This is a genomic window from Micromonospora sp. RL09-050-HVF-A (assembly GCF_019374995.1).
Taxonomy (GTDB): domain Bacteria; phylum Actinomycetota; class Actinomycetes; order Mycobacteriales; family Micromonosporaceae; genus Micromonospora; species Micromonospora antibiotica.
Map to the genome: position 1 here is coordinate 3,698,621 of NZ_JAGKQP010000002.1, position 14,565 is coordinate 3,713,185.

Below are 14,565 nucleotides of genomic sequence, written 5' to 3' on the forward strand. Positions count from 1 at the left end.
CTCCCCCGGCGGGCCCGGACCCGATGGCGGGTCCCGCCGGGCCCCGGAAACGACGAAGGCCCCCGGCGTGTTGCCGGGGGCCTTCGTCAGAGCTTGCTCAGCGGTACGACCCGAAGTCGAAGTCGTCCAGCGGAACTGCCTGGCCGCTGGCCGGCCCGAAGCCGTAGTCGGTCTCCGGGTAGCCGGTCATCGAGTAGACCTTGGCCTTCGCCTCCTCGGTCGGCTCGACCCGGACGTTGCGGTACTTGCTGATGCCGGTACCGGCCGGGATGAGCTTACCGATGATCACGTTCTCCTTGAGGCCGACCAGCGAGTCGCTGCGCGAGTTGATCGCCGCGTCGGTCAGCACCCGGGTGGTCTCCTGGAAGGAGGCCGCCGAGAGCCAGGAGTCGGTGGCCAGCGAGGCCTTGGTGATACCCATCAGCACCGGACGACCGGCGGCGGGCTCGCCACCCTCGCCGACGAGCCGGCGGTTCTCCGACTCGAACAGCGCCCGGTCGACCAGCACGCCCGGCAGGAACTCGGTAGAGCCGGAGTCGATGACCGTCACCCGCTTGAGCATCTGGCGGATGATGATCTCGATGTGCTTGTCGTGGATGAGCACACCCTGCGAGCGGTAGACCTCCTGGACCTCCTGGGTCAGGTGGACCTGGACCGCCCGCGGACCCATGATCCGCAGCAGCTCGTGCGGGTCGATGGTGCCCTCGGTGAGCTTCTCGCCGACCGCGACGTGGTCCCCGTCGTGGGTCCGCAGCCGGACCCGCTTGGAGATCTTGTCGTAGACGATCTCCTCGCTGCCGTCGTCGGGCACCACGATGATCTTGCGGGACCGCTCGCCGTCCTCGATCCGGACCCGACCCGGGGTGTCGGCGATGGGCGCCTTGCCCTTCGGGATCCGGGCCTCGAAGATCTCCTGCACACGCGGCAGACCCTGGGTGATGTCCTCACCCGCGACGCCACCGGTGTGGAAGGTACGCATCGTCAGCTGGGTACCCGGCTCACCGATCGACTGGGCGGCGATGATGCCGACCGCCTCGCCGACGTCCACGGTCTTGCCGGTCGGCAGCGAGCGGCCGTAGCACGCACCGCAGACGCCCAGCTTCGACTCGCAGGTGAGCACGCTGCGCACCCGGACCGTCTCCACCCCGGCGGCGACGATCTTGTCGACCCCGATGGAGTTGATGTCCTGACCCCGGTGGGCCACCACGGTGCCGTCCGGCCCCTTGATGTCGTCGGCCAGGGTACGGGCGTGCACGCTGGTCTCGGCGTGCTCGTGCACGACCAGCCGGCCACCCTCCAGACGCTCGCCGATCTGCATCGGGATCGCCCGGTCGGTGCCGCAGTCCTCCTCGCGGATGATCACGTCCTGCGAGACGTCCACCAGACGACGGGTCAGGTAACCCGAGTCGGCGGTACGCAGCGCGGTGTCGGCCAGACCCTTACGGGCACCGTGGGTGGAGATGAAGTACTCCAGCACGGACAGACCCTCCCGGTAGCTGGCCTTGATCGGCCGCGGGATGATCTCGCCCTTCGGGTTGGCCACCAGACCACGGATCGCCGCGATCTGCCGGAGCTGGAGCAGGTTACCGCGGGCACCCGAGTTGATCATCTTCCACAGTGGGTTCTCCTGCGGCAGCGCGGTGTCCATCTCCTTGGCGACCTCGTTGGTCGCCTTGGTCCAGATCTCGATGAGTTCGCCGCGACGCTCCTCGGCGGTCATCAGACCACGCTGGTACTGCTTGTCGATCCGGTCGGCTTCCGCCTCGTACTTCGCCAGGATCTCCGCCTTGCGCGGCGGCGCGATGACGTCCTCCATGCCGATGGTGACGCCGGACCAGGTGGCCCAGTGGAAGCCGGCCTCCTTGAGCCCGTCCAGGGTGGCGGCCAGCGCCACCTTCGGGAAGCGCTCGGCGAGGTCGTTGACGATCGCGGAGAGCTGGCCCTTGCGGATCTCGTAGTTCACGAACCGGTAGCCCTGCGGCAGCGTCTCGTTGAACAGGACCCGGCCCAGCGTGGTCTCCACGGTCAGCGGCTGACCCTCGACCCAGCCCTCGGGGGCGACCCAGGGCTCGCCGCCGTTGCCGTTGTCGACACCGATCACGTCCCGCAACCGGATCTTGACCGGGGTCTGCAGGTGCAGCTCGCCCGCGTCGAAGGCCATCCGCGCCTCGGCGTCCGAGCTGAACGCCCGACCCTCACCGATGCCACCCGGGGTCAGGTGGGTGAGGTGGTAGAGACCGATGACCATGTCCTGGGTGGGCATGGTGACCGGCTTGCCGTCGGCCGGCTTGAGGATGTTGTTCGACGACAGCATCAGGATCCGCGCCTCGGCCTGGGCCTCGGCCGACAGCGGCACGTGCACCGCCATCTGGTCACCGTCGAAGTCGGCGTTGAACGCGGTGCAGACCAGCGGGTGGATCTGGATCGCCTTGCCCTCGACCAGCTGCGGCTCGAACGCCTGGATACCCAGGCGGTGCAGGGTCGGCGCGCGGTTGAGCAGCACCGGGTGCTCGCCGATGACCTCTTCCAGCACGTCCCACACGACCGGGCGCTGCCGCTCGACCATCCGCTTGGCGGACTTGATGTTCTGCGCGTGGTTGAGGTCGACCAGCCGCTTCATCACGAACGGCTTGAACAGCTCCAGCGCCATCTGCTTGGGCAGGCCGCACTGGTGCAGCTTCAGCTTGGGGCCGACCACGATGACCGAACGGCCGGAGTAGTCGACGCGCTTGCCGAGCAGGTTCTGCCGGAACCGGCCCTGCTTGCCCTTGAGCATGTCGGACAGCGACTTGAGCGGGCGGTTACCCGGACCGGTGACCGGCCGGCCCCGACGGCCGTTGTCGAACAGCGCGTCGACGGCCTCCTGGAGCATCCGCTTCTCGTTGTTGACGATGATCTCGGGGGCGCCGAGGTCGATCAGCCGCTTGAGCCGGTTGTTCCGGTTGATCACACGGCGGTACAGGTCGTTGAGGTCGGAGGTCGCGAAGCGGCCACCGTCGAGCTGCACCATCGGGCGCAGGTCCGGCGGGATGACCGGGACGCAGTCCAGCACCATGCCCAGCGGCGAGTTGCGGGTGTTCAGGAACGCCGCGACGACCTTCAGCCGCTTGAGCGCGCGGATCTTGCGCTGGCCCTTGCCGGAGCGGATGGTCTCGCGCAGGCTCTCGGCCTCGGCGTCGAGGTCCATGTTCTGGACCAGCGCCTTGATGGCCTCGGCACCCATGCCGCCGGTGAAGTACTCGCCGAACCGGTCACGCAGCTCGCGGTAGAGCAGCTCGTCGGTGACCAGCTGCTTCGAGTCGAGCTTGCGGAAGGTGTCGAGGACCTCGTCGAGGCGGTCGATCTCGCGCTGGGCCCGGTCGCGGATCTGGCGCATCTCGCGCTCTCCGCCCTCCTTGACCTTGCGCCGGACGTCCGCCTTGGCACCCTCGGCCTCCAGCTCGGCCAGGTCGGCCTCGAGCTTCGCGGCCCGCTTCTCGATCTCCGAGTCGCGGCTGTTCTCGGACTGCCGCTTCTCGGCGAGGATCTCGTTCTCGATCGTCGAGAGGTCACGGTGACGCGCCTCGGCGTCCACGCTCGTCACGACGTACGAGGCGAAGTAGATGATCTTTTCGAGGTCCTTGGGGGCGAGGTCCAGCAGGTAGCCCAGCCGGCTCGGGACGCCCTTGAAGTACCAGATGTGGGTCACCGGAGCGGCCAGCTCGATGTGCCCCATCCGCTCACGGCGGACCTTGGACCGGGTCACCTCGACGCCACAGCGCTCACAGATGATGCCCTTGAACCGGACCCGCTTGTACTTACCGCAGTAGCACTCCCAGTCCCGCTGAGGGCCGAAGATCTTCTCGCAGAAGAGCCCGTCCTTCTCCGGCTTGAGGGTGCGGTAGTTGATCGTCTCAGGCTTCTTGACCTCACCGTGCGACCACTGGCGGATGTCATCCGCGGTCGCGAGGCCGATACGCAGCTCGTCGAAGAAGTTGACGTCGAGCACTATGTCCCCTATGTCGTCGTCTGTACAGCTAGATCACGGGCGGGGGTGGGGGCCGGCCGACTCGCGTCGGACTCACGCCTGACCGCCCGAACGAATCGGCCGACCCCCACCGCCACCACCTACACCTCTTCGACCGAGCTCGGCTCGCGCCGGGACAGGTCGATGCCCAGCTCCTCCGCGGCCCGGAACACCTCGTCGTCGGTCTCGCGCATCTCCAGGGCCACCCCGTCGCTGCTGAGCACCTCGACGTTCAGGCACAGCGACTGGAGCTCCTTGAGCAACACCTTGAACGACTCCGGGATGCCCGGCTCGGGGATGTTCTCGCCCTTGACGATCGCCTCGTAGACCTTGACCCGGCCCAGGACGTCGTCGGACTTGATGGTCAGCAGTTCCTGCAGGGCGTAGGCGGCGCCGTACGCCTGCATGGCCCAGCACTCCATCTCACCGAAACGCTGGCCACCGAACTGCGCCTTACCACCCAGCGGCTGCTGCGTGATCATCGAGTACGGACCGGTCGAACGCGCGTGGATCTTGTCGTCGACCAGGTGGTTGAGCTTCAGGATGTAGATGTAACCGACCGCGATCGGGTCGGGCAGCGGCTCGCCGGAACGACCGTCGAACAGCTGCGCCTTGCCGGAGGAACCGATCAGCTGCTTGCCGTCCCGGTTGGGCAGGGTCGACGAGAGCAGACCGGAGATCTCCTCCTCGCGGGCACCGTCGAAGACCGGCGTGGCCACGTTGGTGTCCGGCTCGGACTCGTGCGCCTCGATCGACCGGAGCTGACGCTTCCAGTCGGTGTCGTCGCCGTCCACGCTCCAGCCCGTCTTGGCCACCCACCCGAGGTGGGTCTCCAGGACCTGGCCGATGTTCATCCGGGACGGCACACCCAGCGGGTTCAGCACGATGTCGACCGGGGTGCCGTCCTCCAGGAACGGCATGTCCTCGATCGGCAGGATCTTCGAGATGACACCCTTGTTGCCGTGCCGGCCGGCGAGCTTGTCGCCGTCCTGGATCTTGCGCTTCTGGGCGACGTACACCCGGACCAGCTCGTTGACGCCCGGCGGCAACTCGTCGCCGTCCTCGCGGGAGAAGGTCCGCACCCCGATGACCGTGCCGGTCTCGCCGTGCGGCACCTTCAGCGAGGTGTCCCGGACCTCACGCGCCTTCTCGCCGAAGATCGCGCGGAGCAGCCGCTCCTCCGGGGTCAACTCGGTCTCGCCCTTCGGCGTGACCTTGCCGACCAGGATGTCGCCGGGGACGACCTCCGCGCCGATCCGGATGATGCCGCGCTCGTCGAGGTCGGCGAGCATCTCCTCGCTGACGTTCGGGATGTCCCGGGTGATCTCCTCCGGGCCGAGCTTGGTGTCCCGGGCGTCGACCTCGTGCTCCTCGATGTGGATCGAGGTGAGCACGTCCTGCTGCACGAGGCGCTGCGACAGGATGATCGCGTCCTCGTAGTTGTGGCCCTCCCAGCACATGAACGCCACCAGCAGGTTGCGTCCGAGCGCCATCTCGCCCTCGTCGGTGCACGGACCGTCGGCGATGACCTGGCCGGCCTCGACGCGGTCGCCCTCGAAGACGACCGGCTTCTGGTTGACGCAGGAGCCGGCGTTGGAGCGGCGGAACTTGTGCAGCAGGTACGTCCGGCGGTGGCCGTCGTCCTGGTGGATGGTGATGTAGTCGGCGCAGAGATCCTCGATCATGCCACCGACCTCGGCCACCACCACGTCACCGGCGTCGACCGCGGCACGGTATTCCATGCCGGTGCCCACCAGCGGCGACTCCGCCTTGACCAGCGGCACCGCCTGACGCTGCATGTTGGCGCCCATCAGCGCGCGGTTGGCGTCGTCGTGCTCCAGGAACGGGATCATCGCGGTCGCGACCGAGGTCATCTGCCGCGGCGACACGTCCATGTAGTCGACGGCACCGGGGACCACGTCCTCGGTCTCGCCACCCTTACGGCGACACAGCACCCGGTCCTCGGCGAACGTGCCGTCCGCCTTGAGCGGCGCGTTGGCCTGCGCCTTGACGAACCGGTCCTCCTCGTCCGCGGTCAGGTAGTCGATCTGGTCGGTGACCCGACCCTCGACGACCTTCCGGTACGGCGTCTCGATGAAGCCGAACGGGTTGACCCGGGCAAAGGTGGACAGCGCGCCGATCAGGCCGATGTTCGGGCCTTCCGGCGTCTCGATCGGGCACATCCGGCCGTAGTGGGACGGGTGCACGTCACGGACCTCGAAGCCGGCCCGCTCCCGGGACAGACCACCCGGGCCGAGCGCGCTCAGCCGCCGCCGGTGGGTCAGGCCCGCCAGCGGGTTGGTCTGGTCCATGAACTGGGACAGCTGCGACGTACCGAAGAACTCCTTGATCGCCGCCACCACCGGGCGGATGTTGATCAGGGTCTGCGGCGTGATCGCCTCGACGTCCTGGGTGGTCATCCGCTCGCGGACGACCCGCTCCATCCGGGAGAGACCGACCCGGACCTGGTTCTGGATCAGCTCGCCCACGGTACGCAGGCGACGGTTGCCGAAGTGGTCGATGTCGTCGGCCTCGTAGCCGTCCTCACCGGCGTGCAGCCGGCAGAGGTACTCCACGGTGGCGACGACGTCGTCCTCGGTCAGCGTGCCCGTGGTGATCGGCACGCTGAGCTCGAGCTTCTTGTTGAACTTGTAGCGCCCGACCTTGGCGACGTCGTACCGCTTCGGGTTGAAGAAGAGGTTGTCGAGCAGGGTCTGGGCGTTCTCGCGGGTCGGCGGCTCGCCAGGGCGGAGCTTGCGGTAGATGTCGAGCAGGGCCTCGTCCTGGCCGGCGATGTGGTCCTTCTCGAGCGTGGTCATCATCAGCTCGGACCAGCCGAACTTCTCGCGGATCTGCTCGGCGGACCAACCGATGGCCTTGAGCAGGACCGTGACGGCCTGCCGGCGCTTACGGTCGATGCGGACGCCGACCGTGTCACGCTTGTCGATGTCGAACTCCAGCCAGGCACCCCGGCTGGGGATGACCTTGACGCTGGAGAGGTCGCGGTCGGAGGTCTTGTCCGGCTCCTTGGAGAAGTACACGCCCGGAGACCGGACGAGCTGGCTGACCACGACGCGCTCGGTGCCGTTGATGATGAAGGTGCCCTTGGGCGTCATCATCGGGAAGTCACCCATGAACACCGTCTGGCTCTTGATCTCGCCGGTGGTGTTGTTGGTGAACTCCGCCGTCACGAACAGCGGGGCGCAGTAGGTCAGGTCCTTCTCCTTGCACTCCTCGATCGAGGCCTTGACCTCGTCGAAGCGCGGTGCCGAGAAGGACAGCGACATGGTGCCGGAGAAGTCCTCAATGGGACTGATCTCGTCGAGGATTTCCGCGAGACCCGAGCGTGCGTGCGGGTCGTCCGCCGACCGGCCCTGCCAAGCCTCGTTGCCGACGAGCCAGTCGAAGGACTCGTTCTGGATGGCAAGGAGGTTGGGGACCTCGAGGTGTTCGGTGATCCTGCCGAAAGAAACTCGGCGGGGAGCGAAAGCGCTCGACGTACGACTGGTCTTCGCAGGGCGGGAAGCTGCCAAGATGCGTCCTTCCGAGGACCGGTGCTGCAGAACGGCTGGTACGCGTGCACTCCAATGACCCCACCAGAAATATCCGTAACCGGACATTTCCGAGCAGGGGTCAAGTCGGAAGGCAGCGCAAACTAGCAGTGTAGCCGAGAGGCTAACCGCTGTCCAGCCCATCCCGCAGGTCGTCGCGGAACGTGCCTCGGCACCCCGGAAAACCGGGGTCGCACCGGCCGCTCGGAACGCGAGTTCCTGTCGGGCCGCTCGGATGCAGCGGCTGCTGGTACTGCCGCAGCCAATACCCAAGAGGTGGCCGTCGCAAGCGCGGAAGGTCTTGCTGGTGTCAGCGTGCCTGGCAGGTCGGGGCCACGTCAAGAGCCTGCTTCCGGCTGCTCGGCGGGTTTCCCACGGACGGGCTACCCGCCAGAGTCCCCACCGCATCACGCACCGGGTGCGAACACCCTGCTCACGCCACTGATACCCGGAGTCACCAAGCATGACGGGCGGTGATCCGTTGTCGGATCACCGCCCGTTCAGTTTGCGGTGTGCCACGGCTCACGTGAGCCGGCCCCCGCCAAGGTCGACCCGAGGTCGACCTCAGGTCACTTGAGGGTGACCTTGGCGCCTTCGCCCTCGAGCTTGGCCTTGGCCTTCTCGGCGGTCTCCTTGTTGACCTTCTCCAGGATCGCCTTCGGGGCGGCCTCGACCGCGTCCTTGGCCTCCTTGAGGCCCAGGCCGGTCAGCTCACGCACGACCTTGATGACCTGGATCTTCTTGCCACCGTCGGCCTCGAGGACGACGTCGAACTCGTCCTTCTCCTCCTCGACCGGAGCGGCGGCGGCGCCACCGGCACCACCGGCAGCGGCAACCGCGACCGGGGCGGCGGCGGTGACCTCGAAGGTCTCCTCGAACTGCTTCACGAACTCAGAGAGCTCGATCAGCGTCATCTCCTTGAACGCGTCGAGCAGCTCGTCGGTGCTGAGCTTCGCCATGTCTGGCGTCCTTTCTCGCAATGAAAATTAAGAACGTGGTGCGCCGGGAGGGCCTCAGGCCGCCTCGGCGCCCTCCTGCTCGCGCTTCTTGTCCGCCAGGGCGGCCGCCGCACGGGCGGCCTTGGAGAGCGGTGCCTGGAACAGGGCTGCGGCCTTGCTCAGGTTGCCCTTCATCGCGCCGGCCAGCTTGGCCAGCAGCACCTCACGGGACTCCAGGTCGGCGAGCTTCGTGACCTCGGCCGCGGAAATGGCCTTGCCCTCGAAGACACCGCCCTTGATGACGAGCTTCGGGTTGGCCTTCGCGAAGTCGCGAAGACCCTTCGCCGCCTCGACGACGTCGCCCGAAACGAAAGTCAGCGCGGTAGGACCGGTGAACAGCTCGTCGAGGCCGGAGATGCCCGCCTCGGTCGCGGCACGCTTTGCCAGCGTGTTCTTCGCGACCGTGTAGGTGGTCTCCTTGCCGAGCGAGCGCCGCAGCTGGGTGAGCTGGGAAACCGTCAGACCACGGTACTCGGTGAGCACCGCAGCGCCCGAGGTACGGAAGCTCTCGGTCAGCTCAGCGACGGCCGTGGCCTTGTCGGCCCGGATCGGCTTGTCCGCCATGTCCCTCCTCTCTCGTTACTCGGAGCTGGTCGCCGTCGGGGAGCACAAGGCCCTGCGACGGCGCCGAAGGCGTCACGACAACGAAAAAGCCCCGGCGCAGGGCGCGCGGGGCGAGGACCGGAGCGATCACCATGGTCGGCAGACCACGGGGAGGAACCGTATTACGCTTACCGCCCTGCGCGGGTCGCCCGTCGTCGCGGAGCCTTCGACCGTGCCGGAGCACGGTGACCAGCGGTCTCTGGGTGGAACTACCGGCCCAGGTTACGCGACACGTCCACCCATCGCCAAATCGCCCCCACCCGCCCTCTCGCCCCACCCCCACCCCCAGCCCCACCCCCACCCCCAGCCCCACCCCCAGCCCACCCCCAGCCCCAGCGCCAGCGCCAGCGCCAGCGCCAGCGCCAGCGCCAAGATCGTGCAGCTTCCTGGTTGTAGTGGTCTCGCGCGGCGGGCGCTGAGGCCACTACATCCTGGATTGAGCACGATCTTGGCGAGCCCGCGACTGTTGCCGGCAGGTCGGGAGCAGTGCGGGGTCGAGCAGCAACGGCCCGACCAGACCGAGCCGATCAGGAGAAGGCCGCGCCGAGCCAACCACGTCAGGCCACGTCGAGCCGGATCAGGACAGGGCCGCGCCGACCCCAGCCACGTCAGGCCGCGTAGGCCGGGTGAAGCCATGACACGCCGGACCAGATCGGGCCCCACCCCGCACGTCAGGCCGCGTCGGACCAGGCGGAGCCATCACACGCCGGACCAGATCGGACCCCACCCCGCCCCGCCACGGTGGGTGGGTGGTCGGCGGACGGCCAGGGGATCGCTGCCTCCAGGTCCGGGTCAGGGGCGGGTCCGCCGCCACCAGGCGTAGCCGGTCAGCGCCACCCCGGCCCAGGCGAGCGCCCAGCCGGAGAGCAGCAGGGCGGTGCCGGCCGGCAGGGAGCCGGCGAGCGCCCGGGCAGTGGTCAGCACCGGCGGCACCAGCCAGGGCGCCACCGAGCCGCGCAGGCCCAGTGCCAGGGTGCCGACCGCACCCACCGCGAGCACCGCGACGCCGTACCCGGCGGTGCGGGTCAGCGCCCGGCTCGCCAGCGCGCCCAGGGCCACCGCCGGCAGCAGGGCGAGCAGGTGGGCCCAGAGCCCGAGCGCCAGCGCCGCCACCACCGGCAGGTCACCCGGGCCCGGCGTGGTCACCCCGCCGACCAGCCACGGGAATCCCAACGCCACCAGCACCGTGCCCACCCCGGCGACCAGGGCCGCGAGCAGCCCGGCGATCCACTCGCGGGCCGGCCCCACCGACACCGTGGCCAGCCGGCGCTGCACGTCCGGTTCGACGTCCAGCAGGATCTTGGCCTGCCAGGCCAACACCGGAAAGAGCACCACGGCGCTGACGCCGTACGCCTCCGCCGGCCGGGCCCGGCCGCCGCCGTACAGGATGCCGAGGGTGAGTAGGCCGGCCAGCACCGGTGCCAGCGCCCGTCCGGTACGCAGGAAGCCGGCCAGCCGCATCCGGACCAGCGCGCTCACCGGGCCACCTCCCCGGGCCGGCCACTGCGCGCCGGGTCGGCTGTCGACCCGGCGTCAGGAGGCGGGGCTCCCACGGACGGCTCCGCCGCCCCCGCAGGCCCACCGGTGGCCGGGGCCCGGCCCGCCCCGGAGACGGGTCAGCCACCGACGAGGACGGGACGGGTGTGGGCGGCACGAGCACCGGCGTGGGCGGGTTGGCGGGTTCACGTACCCGCAGGATGTGGTGGCCGTCGGCGCGCAACCGGGCGACGGTGCCGGCCACCCGCGCGGCCGGCACCGCGACCTCGACCACGGCGACGGCCGCATCGCCGGTGGCCGCCTCCTCGGTGACCAGTCCGTCGGCCACCGTCCAGTGCCGGGCGCCGGGGAGCCGGACCGTCTCACCGCGGTGGTCACTGACCAGGACCGCTCCCCCGTCGGCCAGCACCTCGTCGATCAGCTCGGGCACCAGGCCCCGGGCGGCCGAGTCCAGCCCCTCCCAGGGCTCGTCGAGCACCAGCAGGCCCGGGGTGCGCAGCATCGCCTGAGCCAGGCCCACCTTCTGCGCGGTGCCCTTGGACAGGTCGGGCAGGCGGACCTCGCGGAACGGGGTCAGCCCCAACCGGTCGGTCCACCGGTCGACGGCCCGGTCGGTGTCGGCCCGGCCGAGGCCGGCGACCCGGCCCATGGCGGTCAGATAGCGGGTCACCGTGCAGGGCTGGTCGGCGGGGAACCGCTCGGGCACCCAGCCGACGTGCCGGGGCCGGTCGACCACCCGGCCCCGGGCCGGCCGCAGCACCCCCGCGCAGAGTTGCAGCAGGGTCGACTTGCCGGCCCCGTTGCGGCCGAGCACCACCGCCACCTCGCCCGGGTCGAGCCGGGCCGTGACGCCGCGCAGCACCCACGGGCCGCCCCGGCCGTATCGAAGCCGGACGTTCTCCAGTCGCATGGGAGGAGCCTGCCACAGTGCGACATGCGGAAGGGCCCCGCCACTGTCCGTGGCGGGGCCCTTCGCGGGAGAAGCCGGGCTCAGCCCTCGGCGCCGGTCTCCTGGAGGTTCTTCACCACGTTCGGGTCGACCGGGACACCCGGACCCATGGTGGTGGCCAGGGTGACCTTCTTGAGGTACTTGCCCTTGGCCGCGGACGGCTTGGCGCGCAGGACCTCGTCGAGCACCGCGGCGTAGTTGTCGATCAGCTGGGTCTCGGAGAACGAGGCCTTGCCGATGATCAGGTGGAGGTTGGAGTGCTTGTCCACCCGGAAGGTGATCTTGCCGCCCTTGATGTCCGAGACGGCCTTGGTGACGTCCATGGTCACCGTGCCGGTCTTCGGGTTCGGCATCAGGCCGCGCGGGCCCAGGATCCGCGCGATCCGGCCGATCTTGGCCATCTGGTCCGGAGTGGCGATCGCCGCGTCGAAGTCCAGCCAACCGCCCTGGATCCGGGCGACCAGCTCGTCCGTGCCCACCTCGTCGGCACCGGCGGCGACGGCCTCCTCGGCCTTCGCGCCGGCGGCGAAGACGATCACGCGGGCGGTCTTACCGGTGCCGTGCGGCAGGTTGACCACGCCGCGGACCATCTGGTCCGCCTTGCGGGGGTCGACGCCGAGGCGCATGGCGACCTCGACCGTGGCGTCGAACTTGGCGCTGGTGGTGTCCTTGGCGAGCTTGACCGCCTCGGCCGGGGTGTAGAGCTTCGACTTGTCGACCGCCTCGGCGGCCTTGCGGTACGTCTTGCTGCGCTGCATCTCGGGTTACTCCTGTGGTCTCTGGCGGGCCGCGGGTGACGCGCGCCCTCCCACGAACTGATCTTGGGGACCGACCGGGGTCAGTCGTTGACGACGATGCCCATCGACCGGGCGGTGCCGGCGATGATCTTCGCAGCCTGGTCGATGTCGTTGGCGTTGAGGTCGACCATCTTCTTCTCGGCGATCTCGCGCACCTGGGCCTGGCTCACCGAGCCGACCTTCTGGCTCTGCGGCACACCGGAACCCTTGTCGACGCCGGCGGCCTTGAGCAGCAGCCGGGCGGCGGGCGGGGTCTTCAGGACGAAGGTGAAGGACCGGTCCTCGTACACGCTGATCTCGGCGGGGACGATGTCGCCCCGCTGGGCCTCGGTCTGCGCGTTGTAGGACTTGCAGAACTCCATGATGTTCACGCCGTGCTGACCGAGCGCGGGGCCCACCGGCGGAGCCGGAGTCGCCTGGCCCGCCTTCAGCTGAAGCGTGAACGTCTTGACGAGCTTCTTCTTCGGAGGCATGTCACTTCCTGGGGCTTGGAACTGGGAAAGGTGCCGGCCACGGGCGCGCACGGTCAGCGCGGTACCACAGCGACGACGTTCAAGAGTAGCGCAGCGCCCGACAGCGCCCCGCGCCGAGGTCCGCGCCGGGGGTAACGACGTCGCCGGCGGCGGGCTGCTGCCCCACCGCCGGCGACGAACGTCGTCAGATCTTGGCGACCTGGTTGAAGTTCAGCTCGACCGGGGTCTCCCGGCCGAAGATCGACACCAGCACCTTGAGCTTCTGCTGGTCGGCGTTGATCTCGCTGATCGTCGCCGGCAGCGAGGCGAACGCCCCGTCGGTGACGGTGACCGAGTCGCCCACCTCGAAGTCGAGGACCCTGATCTCGGGCTTGGCCTTCTTCTGCTCGGTCTCCACCGCCGGAGCCAGCCACTTGAGCACCTCGTCGAGGCTCAACGGTGCCGGCCGGTCGGCCCGGTCGGTCGCCCCCACGAAGCCGGTGACCCCCGGCGTGTTGCGCACACACGAGTAGGACTCCGCGGTCAGCTCCATCCGGACCAGGATGTAACCGGGGAAGACCTTGGCCTGGATCTGGGAACGCTTGCCGTTCTTGACCTCGACCTCTTCCCGGGTCGGCACCTCGACCTGGTAGATGAACTCCTCCATGTCGAGGGAGGTGATCCGGGTCTCGAGGTTGGTCTTGACCTTGTTCTCGTAACCGGCGTACGAGTGCACCACGTACCAGTCGCCGGGCGCGTAGCGCAGCTTCTGGCGCAGCTCGGCGACCGGGTCGTAGTCCTCGTCCGGCTCGGGCTCCGTGGTCGGGAACTCCGGCTCGCTGGCGGCCTCGACCGACTCGTCACTCGCCGCCGTCGCGACCGTGGACTGGTCGTCCGTGGTCCCGGCGGTCTCGTCGTACTCAGGCACGCTTGCTCACTTCCGTCACTATCGGCTCAGTCGGCCGGTCAGCTGGGGCTGCCGAAGACCCACAGCACGCCCTTCGCGAAGGCGAAGTCGAGAAGGCCCACGATCGTCAGCATCACCGCGACGAAGGTGACCACCACGGCGGTGTAGGTCAGCAGTTCCTTGCGGGTCGGCCAGATGACCTTACGCAGCTCGGCGACGACCTCGCGGAAGAAACGCGCGATGCGGGCGAACGGCCCCACCCGGTCGGTCTCGGACCGGGTCTTCGGCTTGCTGTCGGCAGCACCCGCACGGGTCCGCGACCGGGTCGCGGTACCGCCCCGGGATACCGGCTCGTCCGCGTCGGTGGCGTCGTCGTCGGGGGCGTCGTTGTCGGCGGTCACCTCGTCGACGACCTCGTCGCGCTCGTCGCGCAGACCGTCGTCGCCGGCGTCCTCGCCGCGCCGCTTGCTCTCGGCCACTTCGCCCTCCGTCGCGGGATGTCGGTTCGTACGCCGGGAGGCGTACGCGGCGCTGGTCACGCCGGCCGGACCAACCGTCCCGCGACGGGCCGCGGCCGGCGGACCGGACGAAGGGCCCCGGGTCGCCCCGGAACCACCCCGCCGATGCCACCACCACGGGCCGGACGCCGCCTTGCGGCGGCGCGACCCACGGGAACGGTCAGGCCTGAGGCGCAGGGGTGACAGGACTTGAACCTGCAGCCTGCGGTTTTGGAGACCGCTGCTCTGCCAATTGAGCTACACCCCTGTGCGGCAACGCTCTCCCCACCCGACCTGCACGGCCGGGC

9 protein-coding genes, 1 tRNA gene and 1 pseudogene are annotated in these 14,565 nt (G+C 69.2%); all 11 read right to left on the reverse strand.

What is annotated here, in order from left to right:
- Positions 1–97: 97 nt before the first annotated feature.
- Complete coding sequence (locus J7462_RS16030) at positions 98–3,988, reverse strand: DNA-directed RNA polymerase subunit beta' (protein ID WP_208568210.1); 3,891 nt, start codon at positions 3,986–3,988, stop codon at positions 98–100.
- A gap of 119 nt (positions 3,989–4,107) precedes the next feature.
- Positions 4,108–7,539: a DNA-directed RNA polymerase subunit beta gene (locus J7462_RS16035; protein WP_208568211.1), complete on the reverse strand. Its 3,432-nt coding sequence runs from the start codon at positions 7,537–7,539 to the stop codon at positions 4,108–4,110.
- Between the two features lie 587 nt (positions 7,540–8,126).
- On the reverse strand, positions 8,127–8,516 hold the full coding sequence (gene rplL, locus J7462_RS16040; protein WP_091276487.1) for a 50S ribosomal protein L7/L12: 390 nt from the start codon (positions 8,514–8,516) through the stop codon (positions 8,127–8,129).
- 54 nt (positions 8,517–8,570) lie between these two features.
- Positions 8,571–9,119 carry a 50S ribosomal protein L10 gene (rplJ, locus tag J7462_RS16045; RefSeq protein WP_088644793.1) on the reverse strand — a complete coding sequence of 183 codons (549 nt, stop codon included), beginning with the start codon at positions 9,117–9,119 and terminating at the stop codon, positions 8,571–8,573.
- 831 nt (positions 9,120–9,950) lie between these two features.
- Positions 9,951–10,637, reverse strand: a complete 687-nt coding sequence (locus J7462_RS16050; protein WP_219464747.1) for a hypothetical protein — start codon at positions 10,635–10,637, stop codon at positions 9,951–9,953.
- Positions 10,638–11,178: 541 nt separating this feature from the next.
- Positions 11,179–11,565: pseudogene (locus J7462_RS32265) on the reverse strand (ATP-binding cassette domain-containing protein); the annotation flags it as partial.
- Between the two features lie 80 nt (positions 11,566–11,645).
- Positions 11,646–12,362, reverse strand: a complete 717-nt coding sequence (rplA, locus tag J7462_RS16060) for a 50S ribosomal protein L1 (RefSeq protein ID WP_208568214.1) — start codon at positions 12,360–12,362, stop codon at positions 11,646–11,648.
- 80 nt (positions 12,363–12,442) lie between these two features.
- Positions 12,443–12,874, reverse strand: a complete 432-nt coding sequence (gene rplK / locus J7462_RS16065) for a 50S ribosomal protein L11 (RefSeq protein ID WP_208568215.1) — start codon at positions 12,872–12,874, stop codon at positions 12,443–12,445.
- Between the two features lie 184 nt (positions 12,875–13,058).
- Entirely contained in the window at positions 13,059–13,781 is a 723-nt protein-coding gene (gene nusG, locus J7462_RS16070) for a transcription termination/antitermination protein NusG (RefSeq protein ID WP_219464749.1), read from the reverse strand.
- A 38-nt stretch (positions 13,782–13,819) separates the two neighbouring features.
- Positions 13,820–14,239, reverse strand: coding sequence for a preprotein translocase subunit SecE (gene secE, locus J7462_RS16075; protein ID WP_219464751.1), 420 nt, complete (start codon positions 14,237–14,239; stop codon positions 13,820–13,822).
- Positions 14,240–14,452: 213 nt separating this feature from the next.
- Positions 14,453–14,525: transfer RNA gene (locus tag J7462_RS16080), tRNA-Trp, on the reverse strand.
- Between the last annotated feature and the right edge of the window lie 40 nt (positions 14,526–14,565).

What these genes read in the sequence shown, in the direction of transcription:
- rplL (WP_091276487.1), bottom strand. Translation starts at nt 8,516, where the DNA reads ATGGCGAAGCTCAGCACCGACGAGCTGCTCGACGCGTTCAAGGAGATG.
- rplA (WP_208568214.1), bottom strand. Translation starts at nt 12,362, where the DNA reads ATGCAGCGCAGCAAGACGTACCGCAAGGCCGCCGAGGCGGTCGACAAG.
- rplJ (WP_088644793.1), bottom strand. Translation starts at nt 9,119, where the DNA reads ATGGCGGACAAGCCGATCCGGGCCGACAAGGCCACGGCCGTCGCTGAG.
- rplK (WP_208568215.1), bottom strand. Translation starts at nt 12,874, where the DNA reads ATGCCTCCGAAGAAGAAGCTCGTCAAGACGTTCACGCTTCAGCTGAAG.